General features: G+C 35.9%; 17 protein-coding genes. 5 read left to right on the top strand and 12 right to left on the bottom strand.

Annotated elements, in window-relative coordinates; all coding sequences use genetic code 11:
• Positions 1-265: 265 nt before the first annotated feature.
• The 3 genes from alaS to RV15_RS01440 form a co-directional block, all read right to left on the bottom strand.
• On the bottom strand, positions 266-2,905 hold the full coding sequence (gene alaS / locus RV15_RS01450; RefSeq protein ID WP_071876287.1) for an alanine--tRNA ligase: 2,640 nt from the start codon (positions 2,903-2,905) through the stop codon (positions 266-268).
• A 53-nt stretch (positions 2,906-2,958) separates the two neighbouring features.
• Entirely contained in the window at positions 2,959-3,522 is a 564-nt protein-coding gene (locus RV15_RS01445; protein ID WP_071876286.1) for a hypothetical protein, read from the bottom strand.
• A 336-nt stretch (positions 3,523-3,858) separates the two neighbouring features.
• Positions 3,859-4,965 carry a DUF7278 family profilin-like fold-containing protein gene (locus tag RV15_RS01440; protein WP_071876285.1) on the bottom strand — a complete coding sequence of 369 codons (1,107 nt, stop codon included), beginning with the start codon at positions 4,963-4,965 and terminating at the stop codon, positions 3,859-3,861.
• A gap of 127 nt (positions 4,966-5,092) precedes the next feature.
• Between RV15_RS01440 and RV15_RS01435 the strand changes: the two genes are divergently transcribed.
• The gene (locus RV15_RS01435) at positions 5,093-5,536 is read left to right on the top strand and encodes a GNAT family N-acetyltransferase (RefSeq protein ID WP_071876284.1); all 444 of its coding nucleotides are present in this window, start codon (positions 5,093-5,095) and stop codon (positions 5,534-5,536) included.
• A gap of 39 nt (positions 5,537-5,575) precedes the next feature.
• Here the strand turns inward: RV15_RS01435 and RV15_RS01430 are convergent, their stop codons facing one another.
• From RV15_RS01430 to RV15_RS01420, 3 genes are all read right to left on the bottom strand, one after another.
• Positions 5,576-6,850 carry an HAD family hydrolase gene (locus tag RV15_RS01430; protein WP_071876457.1) on the bottom strand — a complete coding sequence of 425 codons (1,275 nt, stop codon included), beginning with the start codon at positions 6,848-6,850 and terminating at the stop codon, positions 5,576-5,578.
• 322 nt (positions 6,851-7,172) lie between these two features.
• The gene (locus tag RV15_RS01425; protein WP_071876283.1) at positions 7,173-8,525 is read right to left on the bottom strand and encodes a DEAD/DEAH box helicase; all 1,353 of its coding nucleotides are present in this window, start codon (positions 8,523-8,525) and stop codon (positions 7,173-7,175) included.
• A gap of 66 nt (positions 8,526-8,591) precedes the next feature.
• The gene (locus RV15_RS01420; protein WP_071876282.1) at positions 8,592-9,767 is read right to left on the bottom strand and encodes a VanZ family protein; all 1,176 of its coding nucleotides are present in this window, start codon (positions 9,765-9,767) and stop codon (positions 8,592-8,594) included.
• Between the two features lie 188 nt (positions 9,768-9,955).
• On the opposite strand from RV15_RS01420, the gene RV15_RS01415 reads away from it, so the two are divergent.
• Both RV15_RS01415 and RV15_RS01410 read left to right on the top strand, forming a co-directional pair.
• Positions 9,956-10,279, top strand: coding sequence for a hypothetical protein (locus RV15_RS01415; protein ID WP_071876281.1), 324 nt, complete (start codon positions 9,956-9,958; stop codon positions 10,277-10,279).
• Between the two features lie 66 nt (positions 10,280-10,345).
• Entirely contained in the window at positions 10,346-10,768 is a 423-nt protein-coding gene (locus RV15_RS01410; RefSeq protein WP_071876280.1) for a cytidine deaminase family protein, read from the top strand.
• Between the two features lie 297 nt (positions 10,769-11,065).
• On the opposite strand, the gene RV15_RS01405 is transcribed toward RV15_RS01410, so the two are convergent.
• Together RV15_RS01405 and RV15_RS01400 are read right to left on the bottom strand one after the other, a co-directional pair.
• Complete coding sequence (locus RV15_RS01405) at positions 11,066-11,953, bottom strand: ketopantoate reductase family protein (protein ID WP_071876279.1); 888 nt, start codon at positions 11,951-11,953, stop codon at positions 11,066-11,068.
• Positions 11,950-12,534, bottom strand: a complete 585-nt coding sequence (locus RV15_RS01400; protein ID WP_071876278.1) for a cysteine hydrolase family protein — start codon at positions 12,532-12,534, stop codon at positions 11,950-11,952. The genes RV15_RS01405 and RV15_RS01400 overlap by 4 nt, the downstream gene beginning before the upstream one ends.
• 146 nt (positions 12,535-12,680) lie before the next feature.
• Here RV15_RS01400 and RV15_RS01395 point away from each other — a divergent pair, with 146 nt between their 5' ends.
• The gene (locus RV15_RS01395) at positions 12,681-13,217 is read left to right on the top strand and encodes a TetR/AcrR family transcriptional regulator (protein ID WP_071876277.1); all 537 of its coding nucleotides are present in this window, start codon (positions 12,681-12,683) and stop codon (positions 13,215-13,217) included.
• 165 nt (positions 13,218-13,382) lie between these two features.
• Here the strand turns inward: RV15_RS01395 and RV15_RS01390 are convergent, their stop codons facing one another.
• The 4 genes from RV15_RS01390 to RV15_RS01375 all read right to left on the bottom strand — a co-directional run bounded on the left by RV15_RS01390 (position 13,383) and on the right by RV15_RS01375 (position 17,178).
• The gene (locus RV15_RS01390) at positions 13,383-13,727 is read right to left on the bottom strand and encodes a zinc ribbon domain-containing protein YjdM (RefSeq protein WP_071876276.1); all 345 of its coding nucleotides are present in this window, start codon (positions 13,725-13,727) and stop codon (positions 13,383-13,385) included.
• A gap of 119 nt (positions 13,728-13,846) precedes the next feature.
• A complete protein-coding gene (locus tag RV15_RS01385; protein ID WP_071876275.1) occupies positions 13,847-14,689 on the bottom strand; it encodes a histidine phosphatase family protein in 843 nt (280 codons plus the stop codon).
• A 202-nt stretch (positions 14,690-14,891) separates the two neighbouring features.
• Entirely contained in the window at positions 14,892-15,842 is a 951-nt protein-coding gene (locus RV15_RS01380; protein WP_071876274.1) for a DHH family phosphoesterase, read from the bottom strand.
• A gap of 13 nt (positions 15,843-15,855) precedes the next feature.
• Positions 15,856-17,178 carry a DRTGG domain-containing protein gene (locus RV15_RS01375; RefSeq protein ID WP_071876273.1) on the bottom strand — a complete coding sequence of 441 codons (1,323 nt, stop codon included), beginning with the start codon at positions 17,176-17,178 and terminating at the stop codon, positions 15,856-15,858.
• A 523-nt stretch (positions 17,179-17,701) separates the two neighbouring features.
• On the opposite strand from RV15_RS01375, the gene RV15_RS01370 reads away from it, so the two are divergent.
• Entirely contained in the window at positions 17,702-19,138 is a 1,437-nt protein-coding gene (locus tag RV15_RS01370; RefSeq protein WP_139242954.1) for an MFS transporter, read from the top strand.
• The last annotated feature ends 56 nt before the right edge of the window (positions 19,139-19,194 follow it).

Genomic DNA, 19,194 nt, shown 5'->3' with positions numbered 1-19,194 from the left:
TTTTACAAAAGAAAATAGACTAAACTTTCTGAAACTATAACGGATTTCAAGCTCTCATTAGAATGAATGAACTCGGATCACTTCTAAAAATAGAGACTTTCTATCACTTATAAACTTTAGCAACGATTCATTATTAAATAAATATGAGTAACTCTCTTTCTTAAATCTAACAACAAAATGAAAAAAATGAAAGAAATAGGCCTCTGAATTGAAAAAAGAAAAAAACAGACAAAACCATTACTCACGGTTTTGTCTGTTTTTGGTATTAGTTTGCCAACCAGTTTCCTACTTCATTCAACGCATCAGTGATGCCAGCTGGATTTTTACCGCCAGCTTGTGCCATATCTGGACGGCCACCACCGCCACCGCCTACTTTTGGTGCGATTGTTTTGATTAAGTCACCCGCTTTTAGCCCTTTTTCATTGGCTGCTTTAGACATCGCTGCTAACAAGCTAACTTTGTCCTCTTGCGCTGTCGCTAAAACTAAAACATCTGACAATTCTTTTTGTTTCCATTGATCGGCCAATTGACGTAATTGGTTCATATCTTTTACATTTACTTGTGCCGCAATGTATGTCGTACCATTGATTTCTTTAATATCTTTGAAAATGTCTCCTGCTTGTTGGTTTGCTAATTTTCCAGCAAGTTGTTCATTTTCTTTTTGTAAATCACGTAATTGTTGTTGTAATTGTTCTGTTTTTGAGACAACTTCTTTCAATCGAGGGGATTTAACAATTCCTGCAATTGTTTTTAATTGTTTTTCTTCTTCATTCATTAACTCATACGCTTCTTTACTCGTTACAGCTTCGATTCGGCGTACGCCTGCCCCGATCCCTGATTCAGAAACGATTTTAAAAATACCGATATCCTCTGTATTTGTTACATGGGTTCCACCACAAAGTTCGATAGAATAACCACCGATATTGACAACTCGGACTTCTTTTCCATATTTTTCGCCAAATAAAGCCATAGCGCCCATATTTTTTGCTGTATCAATATCTGTCTCGACTGTTTCAACTGGAATAGCTTCCCAGATTTTTTCATTGACGATTGCTTCCATTTGAACTAATTCTTCTGGTGTGACTTGACCAAAGTGAGTAAAGTCGAAACGTAAGTGTCCTGGAGCAACTAATGAACCTGCTTGATTGGCGTGATCACCTAAAATATCTTTCAACGCACGGTGTAGTAAATGCGTCGCTGTATGATTTTTCAAGATACGATTACGCATTTTTTCATCGACCTGTAATTCATATATTGCCCCTTCAACTAATTTCCCTGTCACTTGAACCGTGTGTAAAAATTGGCCGTTTGGTGCTTTTAAGACGTTTTCTACGTGGGCTACGATCGTACCTTTTTCATCTTTGATCGTCCCATGATCGGCAACTTGTCCACCCATTTCTGCATAGAAAGGTGTTTCAGCAAAAATCAATTGTGCTGTCCCTTCTGACAGTTTGCTAAGGATTTCTTCATCTTTTAAAATGATCAAAAGCTTGCTTGTCGCTTCTAGGTTACTATAGCCGACAAAGGTACTTTCAACTTTAATATCCGTCAAAACAGCAGATTGAACACCCATTGACGTGGCTTTACTTCGAGCTGAACGAGCACGTTCTCTTTGGGCTTCCATTTCTTTTTCAAAGCCAGCATGATCAACTTTCAAGCCAGAATCTTCTGCGACTTCTTCTGTTAATTCAACTGGGAAACCATACGTATCATATAATTTGAAGATCTCTTTCCCATTCAAGGTCGCTTCGTTTGCCGCTTTCACTTTTGTGATCAATTCATTTAAAATATCTAGACCTTCATTGATCGTTTCATGGAAACGTTCTTCTTCCGTACGGACTACTTTTTCGATAAATTCTTTTTGTTGTAGGACTTCTGGATAATAGCTAACCATCACGTCTCCAACTACTGGAACTAGTTTGTATAAGAAAGCTTCGTTGATGCCTAGTTTTTTCCCATGCATAACCGCACGACGTAATAAACGACGCAACACGTAACCGCGGCCTTCATTTGAAGGTAACGCACCGTCACCGATTGCAAATGACAATGCACGGATATGATCTGCAATGACTTTAAATGAAATATCTGTTTGCGGTGATTGACCATAGGTGACTTGTCCACTTAATTTTTCTACAGCATGAATGATCGGCATAAATAAATCTGTTTCAAAGTTCGTCGGTGCATTTTGAACGATGGAAACCATACGTTCTAAGCCCATGCCCGTATCAATATTTTTATGTGGTAATGGCTCATACGTATCATCCGCTTGGTGGTTAAACTCAGAGAATACTAAGTTCCAAATCTCTAAATAACGTTCATTTTCGCCACCAGGATAATTTTCTGGATCATCTTCGGCTACATCGTTAAATGACTCACCGCGATCATAGAAAATTTCAGAATCCGGACCACAAGGACCTGCACCAATATCCCAGAAATTATCTTCGATATCGATGATATGATCCATTGATAAACCAACTTCTTCATGCCAAATACGTTTTGCTTCTGTATCTTTTGGATAAACTGTTACATATAATTTTTCAGGATCAAAGGCCATCCATTCAGGAGACGTTAAAAATTCCCACGCCCAGTGGATCGCTTCATTTTTAAAATAATCACCAATTGAAAAGTTTCCTAACATTTCAAACATAGTATGGTGACGCGCTGTTTTCCCAACATTTTCGATATCATTGGTACGAATCGATTTTTGCGCATTTGTGATTCTTGGATTTTCTGGAACGACTGAGCCATCAAAATATTTCTTCAATGTCGCAACACCTGAGTTGATCCATAATAAGGTTGGATCATTGACTGGTACTAAAGAAGCACTTGGCTCCACAGAGTGCCCTTTTGATTTGAAAAAGTCTAAATACATTTGACGAACTTGACTACTTGATAATTGTTTCATTGTTCGATTCCTACTTTCTAAAATAAGTGATGGGTATTTTATAAAACAAAAAGTTATTCTAATTCAAACTGTTCTAAAATTTGATTAGCCGCTTGTTGGGCTGTCAGTTTTGTAACATCTAGTCGATAATAATATTTTTCATCAATTTCACCTGGAAACGAGTTCAATCGATGCTGTTCATTAGCTAATAAAAGTTCTTTTTCCGAATGAGCGACATTCTGCTTTGACGCTTTTTTACTCAAACGATATTCTGTTTTGTTTCTGTACACTCGTTCTTCTAGTTCAGCTTCTAGTTCGATAAAATAAATGTCGATTCCTTTATCAGCAAAAATTGCCTTATATTGATTAAATTCTTCAATGTCCTCTTTTAAATCAAACCCCAAAACAAAAGTAAAGACTAAACCATTCCCAATTGACTCTTTTGCAATTTTACTAAAGATCGCTTCACGAAATTCTCTTGAAAGACTGAAAGTCGCAGGAGTCCAGCCAAATAACGGTTGAAGTAACTCCAAAGTCATATGATTATGAAGTAATGGAAGCTTTAATTTATCTGCAATAATTTCTCCAATAGTCATTTTTCCAACAGCCTGAGGACCAAAAATGAAAAATACTTTCAACGAACTACTCCTTTCTCTAGCTAATGATTTCATCCTTCTCGTTTTATACTGTTCTGCCAAACTAGTATAAAACGCGCAAAAACATCATTGCAGTCAAGGACGAATGCTCGCGGTACCACCTTGATTGCAATGATGTTTATCATTACCTCTTAATCTCCATAACGCAGAGTCTCGTTGGTATTTCTACCAAATTTTATGTAAAGGGAGCAATTACATTTCCGTGCTATTCTTCTTTCAGCGATGAAGAACTTTCTGTAAACACTAGAGAATGAATCATATCCTTTAGTTTCCCTACAAATTATAAGGAAACATTGAAAAAAAGTCAATGTTTTCTGTTTAATTTTCAATTAGAATCGCTTTTCGATACAAATAGTCGGTTGGACCTAATTTTTGTTCAGGTAAAATAACATGATTGGAACGAAAATAAGTCGACAACGGCAGCATCTCTTCAATCAAGCTACTTTGATTCGCTCCTTTTTGAGTCAACTTTATAGAGGTCGGATCAGATGTCAATTCATAACGATCTTTTTGTGTATCAATCACTAAGCCAAACATATTCGCTCCGTCCATTTTACTTTTGATATGGCGACCAGATTCATTTTCCTGAATGAGTAGTTCATTGCCCCAGCGAAATAACCGTCTCGTTCCTGCACCTACAGCAAATTCCCATTGGTCTTCGGATAATAAACTAAAACCCTCTCGCTTAAGCGATAATTTTAGTTCATCATGAGTACAATCTGAATGGCTATAAACAAAATAATAATCAGACTCAGGTAAAAACTCTAAATAAAATTTGCCTTTCTCCAAAAGTGTTTTTGGAAACGACCAACTAAGACTTTCAGCAGCTGATAACCGTGGAAATAATTTTTCACAAATCTGCTTTTCATGGGGAAAAAATTGCTCGATTTCTCCTTCAAAAGTTCCTGTGACTGTATCAAAGATTCCTAAAAATTCTGTTCCAGCTGGTAAAGCATATTTTTGAACAAACATTGCAGGAATTTCAACTTTTCTTAACTCTGTCGTATGCTCATTTATGTACTCTGAAATGCCTTCTAAAGAAGTCAAATCATGGCTTGCTTCTTCTTCATTCCACTCGGAGACAGAATCAATTGCTTCATTCGTCAACGTGGTTTTAAATGTATTCTTTGCTAAATGCTCTGCATCAAATCCCAACAGTTCATGAGCTCTTAAGCCTTCTGCACCTAAATCCCAGCCAAGGATTGCTTCGTTATTACCTGGAATAAAAACAAATAATTCACCGTCTAATTCCAATTCAAAGGTGCGGCATTTAATCCCATACAGTTCAAAATTCACTAATTCAATTGTATTAACTTCTATTGTTGGCGGAACAAAATACATCAATAGTTGCTGTAAAAGTACTTCTTTTTCAGCATCTTTTAAGTTCTTCCAATTTGCCCACTCAATTTGTTCAAATAGGTCCAAGTTAAACCCTCCTCGTATTTTAAAAGCAGAGCTAGCAGGTGTTGCTAGATGACATCAAAACTATCTGTTATGATTAAGTATACCATTGAATGAATCTTTCACTAAGAAAATTATCTGGAGGACTTATATGCACACTCACTTTGGCTGCGAACGCTGGCATCAAGCGGCAGCATTTGCGTTACGTTATGATGTTTTTGTTTTAGAACAAGGCATTTCATTACAAGATGAATTTGATGAATTAGATACACCAGAGCGAAATTATTTTGTTGTTTATGACCAATCACTAGCTGTTGCAACGATTCGTTATCAAGCGAAAGATAATCAAACGATTCAACCAGATCGTTTTTGTGTTCGAAAAGACTTTCGTGACCAAGGAATCGGGAAAAAACTTCTTTCACTATTAGAAGAAAAAGCACTAAACGCTGGTTATTCCTTTAGTGTTCTGTCAGCAGAAAAAATCGCTTCAGAGTTTTATGCTTCATTAAATTACACAATCAACTCAAAAGAATATTTTGAGGATGGAATTCTTTGTGTGGAAATGATAAAAAATTTAAAAGAGTCCTTGAGATAACGCTCGGACTCCTTTAAATAAAGTTTATTCGTTAGATTTTTAATACAATGTAGCTTTTTCCTTACCAAAAAGAATACTCGCTTGTTCTGGAATAAGCTTCCCAGTATTCTCATCACGTCCTTGAAGCAAATAATTTGGATTTGTACTTTCCTTATCTGTGGCTTTTTTGTATAGTTCGCCTATATCTCCTGATTTATTTCGATTAAAGATCAGCCCTAACTCCATATCATCAAAATCTGTCAACATTGCCACATCTCCTGCACTATCCCCTGCAACTAAAATTGGTCCATTATTGTTATGCTTTTCAGCAATATATTTTTTGATTGTTTTTGTTTTGCCGTCGCCTTGAGTTTGATTATAAGCCGTATCAAATTTAGTTTGAATAACATCCTTCTCTTTTACCAGTCTCATAGCGTAGATGTGATCTGTTGGCACTTCATAACCATACTTTTCTTCGGTAGCAAAAGGAATAATGACATCAATGTACGAAGCGGAACAGACATAGACCTCGATCCCATTTTCCATTAAGATTTTGTATAAATTTTGCATTTCAGGAATTGTTCGAATGCCTCTTTGCACGTTGACTTCAACTTGCCCTGCTTCGCTCTTTAATGATTCTGGACTTTTTAGAGTAACCATTTCTATGGGTAAATTAAGTGAATAGTCAATTGCTTCACGAGTCAACTCTTGTACTTCATCTGCCGTCATACCAGTGAATAGATAAGTCACCCATGGATAACTAATATCTGAACTAAACGTATCCCCTATTGCATCATACAAATATCGGATTTTCGTTGAAAAATCTTTATATTCTTCTGTGTCCTTTATCTCAGCAAGTTTTTTCTGTCCATTCATTCCATCGTATGATTGATCTATTATTTTGTAGTCATTGACAATATCACTTGTAACTTTGTCAATGTTCACAGCATTTCCATCTGAATTGTTCCATTCATCCTTGAAATTATCTTTTGGAATGTTCATCTTTAATGCTTTTTCTAATTCTTCTGGAGTCATTTTAAATTGTAGATTCTCAATTTGATACATAAAAGTTGCTTCACCTATGTCATTAAAAATCGTTGTATTATCCCAATCAAAAACAGCATACGGCTTATTCTTTACATCGTAACCTTTACTGTTGACTCCATTTTCTTTGATTAAGTTATTTATTGCTTGATAATTTTTATCAAACCAACTGTTTGTTTCTAAAACGGAATGATCTGTTTCTTTGTTTGACGACACTTTAGTGACAGAGTTGTCGGATTCCTTTGTTGCTTCTTTTGAATTTGTACTACATGCTGATAATGAGCCAAGCATTATTGTTGTAACGATAAAAAAGATTGTTTTTTTCAAAATAAATTTCCTCCCATTTACAATTAATGTTCAAAAATTCACCGTTGAATAATACTGAGCTTCATTGATCAGTTTAATAGATATCTATTAAACCAGTATAATGTATCCGCTTTATTTTTTCAATAGCTAAAAATAACAATACGCTAGGAGTTATTTATCAAACAATTTAGACTAAGTGTTTTTTTATGATATAGAAAAAAACGATAATTTTACACCAATATATTATTGATATAAAACCATCGCTTGACAGTCGATTCTTGTCTATCCAGTCTAAAAATCCTTACGATTATTTATAGCTATTTTTTTTAGATTTTTTAGCTGTCCGAGTTTGTTGACGGCGTTCAACTTTACGTTTTTGCTTATTGCTAGCTGAAATTGCCCATTCAATTTTCTTTTTATAACCTGGTTTGATTTTTTTCTTTTTCTTTTTCACCAAACCAATCAACGTCGGATCTTCCAATGCATCTTTTGACTTCTCACGTTTTGTTCGGCGGTTACGATCATACGTATCGATCATTTCACCATTTTTGATTTCCTTAGGATGAAACTTAATTCCTAATTGTTCCACTTCAGAAATCGCTTCTTCATCTGCAGGCGAATAAAGTGTAATCGCAGTTCCGTCCAAGCCATTTCTTCCAGTTCTACCAACACGATGGATAAAAAAGTCTAAATCACTTGGGACTTCCGCATTAATCACATGAGAAACCCCTTCAATATCGATTCCTCGTGCAGCTAAATCAGTTGCCACCACATATTGAAATTCAAGATCTTGCACTTGTCTCATTACACGTTTGCGTTCTCTCGGAGAAATATCGCCATGGATTTTCGCCACTTTCAAACCTTGATCTTTTAAGTACTCGGTAATTTCATCTACCCGTTGTTTTGTATTAGCAAATACAATGACTAGGTACGGATGACCTATCGTCAATAGTTGGTAAATTAGACGATTTTTATCTTTTCCTTTTGTTGAAATCAACCAATTATCAATGGTTTCAGAGATAATATTTTTAGGTTTGATGTGTTCAATGATCGGATTTTCCATATATTTTTTTAGGAACGGTTTTAATTTTTCCGGTATTGTTGCTGAAAAAACTAACATTTGTAATTTATCTGGCAAGCGTCCAGCAATTTGATCGACTTCTTCTAAAAAGCCCATATCTAACGTCATATCTGCTTCATCCACGACAAAAGCAAAAGCTGTATGTGCTTTTAATGCTTGCTCGTTCATCAAATCTAAAATCCGACCTGGTGTTCCGATAACCACATGAGGTTGCTGATGTTTTAATTTAGCAATTTGACGTTGCTTGTCCGTTCCACCGACAAAATTCGTCACACGCATTTCTGGCTGACTGAATTTTGCGATTTGAAGCGCTTCTTGATAAATTTGATTTGCTAGTTCACGACTCGGTGCCGTGATCAGAATCTGTACTTCATCCAATTGAGGATTTACTTTATTCATCAATGGTAATAAAAATGTATGGGTCTTGCCACTTCCGGTTTGGGATTGACCGATGACACTTTTGCCTTTTTTAATCACAGGGATCAATTTTTCTTGTACTTCTGTTGGTTGTTCAAACCCTTTATCTGTCAGTGCTTCCATGATAAAATCGTTGAACTGAAATTGTTTAAATGAACTCATTTACCTCACCTCTTTCAAACTTGTTGTGTAAGTCCTCATGCATTATACCACAAAAACCACAAATCCTTATTGATTTTCTGCATTTTTCTTCTCTTTTATCGTACTGATCGTGTAGGTGTGACTCGCTTTTTCATAAAACAGCCGCCGTTTTTTTCTGACCAATACATACAAAACATTAATGAAAAACAGGAGTAACAAAAATGAACAAAATAGAAACAACATCAGACTCACGAGTTGTAACATCCGATTATTTGAGTTCAATAAATCGGCGGAACTTGTCATGTAAGAACTGATCAAACCATAAACAAAATACAAATAGCCATATCGGATAAATAACGCTCTAAAACGAATTTTTTGATGCCCTTCTTCCACAACTTGAATCCGCACGACTTGCTTGCCGATCGTTTCTCCATTCGTAAGTTTGGGTAGCAACATAAACACTATGAATACCATAACGAAAAACCAGACTTGACTTTCTAATGCAGGATAACCAGCAAACCATTGCTTATACTCTGGAATAAAATCCAGAAGAAATATCACAATTGTTTGAACGATTGAAATCACAAACCAATCAATCAAAAAAGCCACAAAGCGCCTGAATAAGCTAACTGACTGTCCTTTTTCATAAGCTTCTTCATCCAATTCATCTCTAGTTGGAAATAAAAAGGTCAACATTGGTGTAATCGTATAACCAACAATTCCACCAAACGTATTATTGATCAAATCATTTACATCTGCTAAACGATACGGTCTAGGGTAAATAAAATACAACCCACTCAACTGTGTTAATTCAAAAAACAAGGACAAAAGAAAACTGGCAAGTACCACTTTTTTTAATGAAAATTTGTAATAATAACGTAAATACACTCCAAATGGCACGAGCAACAAGACATTGAATACAGGCTCTAACACGACGCCTTGTTTTAAAGCTGGAATAAACGTACTTGGATCATGAATATTCAATACTGTATCCTGTAAAAATCTACTGACAAAATAAAAAGGCCGCAATTCCAAATACTGACTAGTATATTGTGCCACTTCAGCTCGAGGCGGCAAAGGTAAAATAATTAAAAAATATGCGCATAATAAATAGAAAACAAATGAATAAAGTATCAGTGCTCTTCTGAATAAAAATGTTCCATATTTCCGGTATTCACGAATAACAAGCACAAATGAAATTGCAAATGCTAAAAAGGGAAAAACAATTATCGCAGTTTTGATTGGTTCGGCATATGCTGACATCTAGAAATCACTCCTTCTTCTTTAGTTTAGTAGAAAATAAACACTTTGTCATTTCTAACAACTATAGCTTTAACAAAAAATATATTTTGCAAATTGGAAAAATTGCAGTATGATTGAGTTACAGAGCAATAATCAATCGTACTTCTAACTAATTATGTTATTCAATTTTTACATACGGAGGCTTTTCTATGTTAAATCCATACTTTGCTTTTGGCGTTCCTATCTTTCTACTTTTTTTATATGTTGTATTTGCTATTATTAGGAAAAAAAGCAAACTGCATTATATTGGATTCGTTCTTTTGCTGATTGCAACCTTTATGATGGCGTTTAGTTTTCAGGTGTTGCAAGGTTTGTGGACTTTGGAAGATAGCCATTCTACTGAGCAACTAACTAATTTGAACTATTCTCCAAATTTATTGTGGCTACCGCTTATTTTAGGTGGTGTTTTAGCTATCATTAATCTTTGGCGGGGTGTGAAGCGAGTACGATCATTTCGGGATGGTTCCAACTAGACAGATATTCTTTGACATATAATCTTGTTATAATAAATGATATCAATAACTGAACGGAGTGAAATCATGGATATCTGGGAAACCTTATTTGAAAAAGCAAAAAAAGAATATCATCCCACAGAAGTTACACCTTTTATTTATGCACATCATGTTGTTTGTGCATTAGAAAGTGAAACTGGTGAAATTTATACTGGCTTTTGCATTGAAAGCTGTTGTGGCGTTATGGATCTATGTGCTGAACGCACTGCAGCCTTAAATATGTATATGAATAGCGGTCAAACAGTTATAAAGCGCATCATAACCTTTCGTAGTGAAGCGCCTGAAGGACTGGGTGGAATGCCTTGCGGTGGTTGCAGGGAACTATTACTGCAGTTTTCTCCTAAAAATAAAGATACGGAAATTATGGTTGATTATCAGACACGAGAAACGATTACACTTGATGAGTTAGTTCCAAATTGGTGGGGTTGGACGAGGTATGAAAATCAGTAGTTTCTAGTGCAGTGAAATTGCTTAAAGATAAAAATAACCGTCAGTTTTAGCTAGGCAAGGGTTATTCTTAATAAAATAATCTAGTCTAGTTACCGTCTTGAATGTCTCTGTAAAAGAGGATATGTTAGCTCGTATCCTCTTTTACAGATTCACTTTAGCCTTAAACGAAATGAGAAGGTACATAAAGTAACTTTGCTTGATTAAAAGTTACTAACATTCAAAATCACCGCTACATAAAATGAAGGACGGGAAAATCTCCTTGAAGACTCTCCCATCTTTCAAATATTAGCTTTTAGATTATTTCATTTGCTGGTAAAAAGCTAACTCTAGCTGTCTAATTTCTTCTTTTCCATTTACAGCATACTTAGCCATACCATACTCCCCAATTTTTGATCCTAATGAAGACTTGAATATCGATGTTAGGATCGGCATTGGTAAATAATAAAACTTCAATCTGCTTGGTACTATAGCAATTTTATTTTTTTGAATCAGCCGCATCATTTTTCTTGTTTCTAAGACTAATTTTTGTAATGATTCTTTCGAATTTGCCAATGCATAATTATCTCCATTAAAATTATTGATTGCATTGGAAATACCTACAATGACTGCAATATGCGTCTTTTGCCAAGCATCCATGTCCTTTGTTATGACTGGGGCGAATCCAGCTCGTTTAAAGAGTCTAATCAATGCTTTTAATCTTTTACTATTAGTAGAACCGTTTAATTCTGCAAAGGTTGTTGACTGAAATAGTCGTTGGACGCCCGAGCTCACAAAATACCTGACTTTGTCCTGGGTCAATTCCCCTGCCAGAGCTGGAAAACCTAACATGACTCGCTCAGAGCCGACGATTTTAGCCCACTTATCATAACCATCGGGCGTATTTACTGCAAATACAATAGTTGTTGAGTTATTCTTCTTCAAGCTAGGTAAAATTGAATCCACTTGCTGATATTTAGCACAAACAATAATATAGTCATACTGATCTTCTGATTCTAGCACATCAATTATTTTGACTCGGTAAATATTTTTTTCATAAGTCAAAATATTTTCAAGTTGCAAGCCGTTTTCACTTAATTGTTTGTAACGTTCATTTCTTGCCAACAAGGTTACATTCGTTCCTGCTTCAAACAATTTTCCCGCAATTATAGACCCCACTGCACCTGCTCCATAAATCAATATTCTCATTCCAAGTCTTTTCCATTCTCTTTCAAGAATGAATATAACAGCTCGTTAGATGAGCTTTGAAGTTGCTTTTCTACTTTTTGTTGACTCGCAGCAGTAAGTGCAGCAGTACAGTCTGTAGCAATAACACAGTTAAAGCCTTGAATTTGGAGCTCGATCATTGTCTCTTTAACACAATTTTCCGTGGTAAAGCCACATAGGACAACATTTTTTATTTTATTTTCTTTTAGTAACTGTACAAGATTACTATCTACACAGCAATCGTATCCGCTCCTACCAGTCGCTACAATGTCACCTTCAGCATATATTCCATCCGTAAATTCAGCTTTCCACGTCCCTTTCGCTAACTGTCTAAACAATCTAGCTGGAAAAGGTGTTTTTGGGTATCGATACTTATCTGTTTTATCGATAATTAGTGGTGCATGAATAATTACATTTTGATTCTCCCTTGCAACAGCAAGTAATTCCTTAGTATGTATCAACACGTTTTTTCGATGGTACTCTCTTTTAATTAACTGATGGAATACTCCTTTATCTGTCCAATTCTTTTGAAACTCAGTTAGTAAAATCGCTGTTTTAGCCATTGTCTAAAAACCTCCTAATTTAATTGCCACTAATGTGCCATTTAGACTATAATATGACTTATTGATAATCAATACAATACTATCCACCCAAGTGCTACAACCAAGTACTAATTGTGACAGTTTAAATAGAAAGTAGGAAATTCTCTATGAAAAAAAACAGAAAACAAGTGCAGGAATCAAAACAATGGATTGTAGATTCTCTATTAGCATTGATGGCAGAACAAAATATTCAGACTATTACCGTCCAGCAAATCGCTGAAAAATCTGATCTACATCGTCGGACCTTTTATCGTCACTTCACGTCTAAAGAAGATGTGTTGGATTATAAAATTCAACAAATGATGGATAATTACATTCCTTTAATATTGACTACTCCCGATTTAACTGAATCAAAAATTGTCCAATTACATTTTAATTTTTTAGAGGAGCATATTGATTTTCTGAAAATACTTAAAAGAAATAATTTATTTAGTTATCTATTAGAAAAATACAACTACTATGCGCCCATTCTTTACGATCGATTGAGCATTCAAACGACTAATCCCGTTGAGCTTACTTTTGTCTCGGCTTTTAAAGCTGGAGGTTTCTGGAATGTCGTTTCTCACTGGATAGATCAAGAAAATCGATTAAAACCAGAAGAAATTGCCAAACTAATGGAGAAGTTTTTTTCGGATAATAATTAAATAGTGTAAAGAAACTGCGTTTATCTTGTCTGTAACACCAATATTCGACTATTTTTGCATTAAAAAGCAATATAAAAAGTATCTAAGAGATAGCTATTGACGCTTTCTCTTAGATACTTTTATTTTCATCATCATTAGAATTGAGCCAACTAAATCAAGGGCTCTTTAATTCTTCTTCACAAACTCAGATTTCAACTTCATCGGGCCAAAGCCTTCAACTTTACAATCGATATTATGACCATCTGCTGCATCAAGTACTAAACGAATCCCTTTAACCTTCGTTCCTTGTTTGATCGCACCACTTGCCCCTTTGACTTTTAAATCTTTGATCACTGTCACATTATCACCATCAGCTAACACATTACCATTTGAATCTTTGATCACAGCCGCTGTATCTTCAGCCGCATCGGTTACTGACCATTCATGTCCGCATTCTGGACAAATCATCATGCCGCGATCCTCGTAAGTGTATGTTGAGCCACATTCAGGGCAACTTGGTAAATTTTCCATTTAGCTTAAACTCTCCTTCATCGTATCGTTCTCTTTTAAAGTGTTATCACTTCATTTTAGCGCACTTCTAAACGAAAGAAAAGAATTATTATATTTACAAATAGTAAAATAAAATAGCTTTATTTACTTTCTTTACCTTTTTCTACATAAGAAAGATCATTTACGCTATCGATCGTATATTTACCATCTTTATATGTCACTTTTGAGACACTGGCATTTTTTAAGCCACCATCTGGTAAGTCTGCGTTTGCATCTAATTCACCTAATAACGTAATAATGCTCATGCCATGAGAAACGACTAAGACATTATTGGCGCCTTCTTTTTCAGCATCTTTGACAATATCATCCAAACCGGATGTTAAACGAGCAACAATAGTTTTGCTGTCTTCTGCTGGCCAGTTCACGCCTTCTTCAACATTTTTCTTATCTAAGTCAGATAATACGTCAGCGAATTCGATGATTCCTTTATAGAAGCCGACTTCTTTCATCCATTCGTTGTACTCTTCATATGTTTTACCTTGTTCTTTGGCAACAGCTGTCAGCATTTCTTCATTCATTAAGCCTTCGTACGTACCAAAGTTGTATTCTCTTAAACGTTTATCTTTCGTCATTTCTTTTGTTAGCTTTTCTTGACCGTTATTTTTCAAGACTAATTCAGCCGTCTCAATTGCCCGTCCACTGTCACTCGTCACAACCTTGTCAAATTTAACCTCAGATAGACCTTTACCTAATTGTTCTGCTACTTCAACCCCAGCTGGTGTTAATGGGGCATCGATCCAACCTTGGGAACGGTCCACTGTATTCAACATTGTTTTACCATGACGGGCAAGGTAAACCACTACTTCTGAACTCTCTTTTTCTTTCGCATCAGCCTTTTTTTCTTCTTCGGCGGTTCCATTGCTACACCCAACTAAAACCATTGACAATAACGCCATACCAACAACCATCTTTTTCAATTTCATACCATTTTTCCTCCATACTATTCCTTATTTTTAGTTAAACAGTCTCTTGATATTTTTGCTTTAAAAAAAAGAAAAAAACCTAACTACACCAAATAAAGTTATTTGGCACAATCAGGTTTAGCTTGTCTTAAACAATCACTATCCGCTATTTAACTAAGTTTAGTATAACGGATGTCACGATAAATGTAAATGCTTTCAGTTGTTATTTTTTATATTCTTTACACAGCTGCTGAAGCTCACTATAAATATCATCGATTTCATCTTGGCTTTTAGCATTAGCACCACTGGCTAGTGGGTGACCGCCTCCGTGATGTTTTTTAGCTAGCTCATTGATCACAGGTCCTTTTGAACGTAAACGTACTCGATAATAGCCTTCTGGTTGCTCTACGAATATGCCCCATGCTAAAACTTCATCGATCACACCTGGTAATGGCACGATCGCAGCAGTCTCTGAATCAACGATTCCATAATCATTAAGTAAAGATTGAGGCAGTATCACGAAAGCTGCTCCATACTCATCTACGTTAATATTTTGATACACATAGCCAGCTAATTTAGCGACACTCATCGGAATTTGTTCTAATTCACGATTTAATGCTGCTGCGTTAAAATCATAGGTCATTAACTCAGCTGCTACCTCTAACGTGTGCGGTGTAGTTGCAGGATACAAAAATCGACCAGTATCACCAATGATTCCTGCATATAACAACCGAGCAGCATTATTATTCATAGTCAGCTCCTCTTGATTAAGATGATGAAAGTCTGCAATAATCTCACTACAGCTGCTTGCCTTGGGATTGACCCAGACTAAATCACCATAAGGGTCATCGTTTGGATGATGATCGATTTTGATCAATTCTGCGCCTAAATTATAACGATCATCACTGATTCTTGGAGAATTAGCTGTGTCAGTGACAATCACTAAAGCATTTTGATACATCTCATCAGAGACTTCATCCATTTCAGCCAAAAACTCCAAGCCCTCAACAGGACCACCTACCTGATAAATATTTTTATCTGGAAAACTCATCCTCAAAATTTCTGCTAATCCTGCTTGTGAACCAATCGCATCTGGATCAGGTCTTTGATGACGATGAATGATAATCGTTTGATATGCTTTGATTTTTGTTAAAATATCTTTTACAACATCCATATTCTATATCCTCCTAAGTACGCTCCATCACTTGACAAACAACAATTGCTTTAGCAACAAGGGCGTTCTCCAAATAAACTTCAATATCCAGTTTTGCTGAACGGCGTCCGATTTCTAAAACTCTTGGACGAATATTCAACTCGCTTTCCAACTGAATCAAACGTAGATAATGCAAACTCATCTGCTCGATCAGAACATTTCTTCTTTGATTCGTAATCATTGTCCGCTGTGTTACATTGGCAATTATTTCACTTAATACACCAAAGGAAATCGTTCCGACACTGTTGACCATTTGAGGTGTTACTGAAAATTTAAATTGAGGTTCGCTCGCTTTATTACTTTCTTCGATCGGCATTACCTCACCGGAAATTTGATCAGAAATCGTATCAGCAATTTGCGGTTGTCGTTGAACCAACTGCATCGCCTTCATCACATCTTGCCTGGAAACAAAGCCAACTAAAGATAAATCATCCTCGACAACTGGCATTACTTCCAATCCGTCCCAAATCATTTGATGACTGACACTGGCAACACTCATCATTTTTTTCACAACGATTGGATCTTTGGTCATGACTTTATCCATTGTTAAGGTCTCTGTTTTTCCTAAAACATCTTTAGCCGTGACGATCCCGACTAAACGCAAGCTTTTATTCACTACTGGGAAACGTGAATGATGCGTCTTTTCCGAAAGTTTTTGGTACTCAGCAATCGTATTCGTCGAAAATAGGTAATTTGTTTTTTCTAGCGTTGTATAGATATCGCTGACTAGCATAATATCTTTTTTGATCAGCTGATCACTCAACGCCCGATTGATCATGGTAGCTACGGTAAACGTATCATAAGTTGTTCTTAGCACTGGCATCTCTAATTCATCAGCTAATTCAGCAATTTCAACTTCCGTATCAAAACCTCCGGTAATCAAAACAGCAGCACCATTTTCTAGTGCTAATTTCTGAACACCTTGACGATTTCCGACGATCATCAAGGAACCTGGTGTAATATATCGTGTCATCGCTTTTTCTGTCATTGCGCCGATCACAAATTTATTTAACACCTTATCCAGCCCAGCAGAACCACCCAAAACATCTCCTTCGATGATTCGAACGACTTCACCAAATGTTAATTTTTCAATATGTTTTTTTAATTTTCGTTCAATCCGGATCGTGCCCACACGCTGAATTGTTGAAACCAAACCGATATTTTCAGCATCCTTGATTGCTCGATAGGCAGTTCCTTCACTGACCCCAAGATTTTTTGCGATGCTTCGAACTGAAATGCGGTCGCCAATCGGTAACCCTTCAATGTATTTTAATATTTGATCATGTTTCGTAGCCATAATATCCTCCTCATAAAAAGCAGTCCAAACCATTAATTAGTTAAGCATCAGAAAATCGACAATGAGACTTGCTTTGTATCATACGTCGTTTATTCAGATATTTTCCGAGAGTCTTCGTTTGTCTAGCTAGATTAAAAATCTATGTTCTTGAGCATTCATACAGTTGTTCGACGACCATCATGATTGTAACGATCAAGATTTTATTTTTCCTGGGTAATCAACCTGTTTTACAACTCTTTAAATCATTACTGAGACAGATGGCACTTTCTCACCATTTGACTTCACTTAAAAAGTATAACAAAAAATGACACATTTTAGTACAGTTATTCTCTTCCTATTGTAACAGAAGAAAAAAATAAAACGAACCACATAGCCCTATATTTTACAATAAACTGATTAGCTCCTTGCTTTCTCCCGAGACTTTGATGAATAGAATCATTTTCATGATTTTTTCACTGACATTTTTTTCAAAAAAGGAGTATGATAATAGCGGATCATTTATACTTTTTGAGGAGATGGATAAATGGAAACAATCAATAGTTTTCAAGAAAATGCAAAAGTACAAAAAAATCGCTGGTGGATTTTGGTTTCGGTCGCGATGTTTACGTTTATGTCTACATTAGATGCCAGTATCGTCAATATAGCTTTACCAACCATTTCAAAAGATATGAATGTACCGATGAATCAATCAGAATGGATCGTTTCGATTTATTTGATGATCGTCTGTGCTTGTTTATTACTGTTTGGAAAAATTGGGGATAGTTTTGGTAAGATTAAAGTCTATCGAATCGGCACCGTGATCTTTACGGTCGGTTCGCTGTTATGTGGCTTCAATCAATCGCTGACCTTTCTTTTGTTCGCACGAATCGTTCAAGGAATTGGCTCAAGTATGACGATGGCCGCAAATTCTGGGATCATTACAGAAGTCTTTCCATTTAAAGAACGCGGCCGCGCATTAGGTTCGATCGGCGCTTTCGTTTCGCTGGGTTCAATTGCAGGGCCTGGAATCGGCGGGTTGATTCTTTCTCAGTTTTCATGGTCTTATATTTTCTGGATCAATGTTCCAGTTGGGATCATCACAATTTTGATTGGCGAAAAATTTTTACCAAAAGATATTACTAAAAGCGGAAAAAAAGTTGATATGCTTGGATTTAGTTTGTTCGCTGTATTTATTATGACGTTCTTTGGTGGGATCTTTATTGGTCAAGAAATCGGTTTTAATGCTGCTTTATCATTAGTATTATTCGTCTTTGCATTACTTTCATTTATCATTTTTATTAGAGTAGAAAAACGTGTCAGTCAACCATTGATCACTTTTTCTATTTTTAAAAATAAAGTTTTTACGATGAGCTTGATTACAGCTGTCTTGATTTTTTCATCTAACTTCTTTGTCAATGTTGTGATTCCGTTTTATTTACAAAATGCACGCGGGTTGCCTGCAAGTAAGGCTGGATTGTTAATGATGGTCTTTCCTTTATTGATGGTAGTAGGCTCTCCTATCAGTGGATTTTTAACAGATAAAATTGGGACAAAGCTTTTAACTTTTTCTGGTTTGGTTTTATTATCGATCACGTCTTTGATGTATATGTTTTTAAATCAAGGCACGCCGCTTTGGTATTATATTTTAGCGACAGGCATTATGGGCTTAGGCAATGCACTTTTCCAATCGCCCAATAATACGACTGTTATGAGTAGTGTTTCAAAAGAGGATTTAGGCGTTGCCGGAAGCATGAACTCGTTTGCCCGCAATTTAGGGATGGTTTTAGGAATTGCCTTAGCTACAACGATTTTGTATAACGCAATGAGTGCCGTTTATGGTCAACGTGTGACGACGTTTATCAGTGAACGCCCTGATATCTTTATTTTTGGGATGAGAATCACTTTCTTAGGTTCCTTTATTTTATGTTTGACGGCTTTGGGGCTGACTTTCTTTCGGTCATTAAAAGCTAGCAAAAAATAGACACGTAAAAAAATGAAACTGCGGCAGGAAAGTCTGCACTCAGTTTCATTTTTTTA

Source organism: Enterococcus silesiacus (assembly GCF_001886225.1).
Taxonomy (GTDB): Bacteria; Bacillota; Bacilli; order Lactobacillales; family Enterococcaceae; genus Enterococcus_L; species Enterococcus_L silesiacus.
The sequence above is the reverse complement of the archived record's forward strand: the minus strand, read 5'-3'. Positions and strand labels throughout refer to the sequence as shown.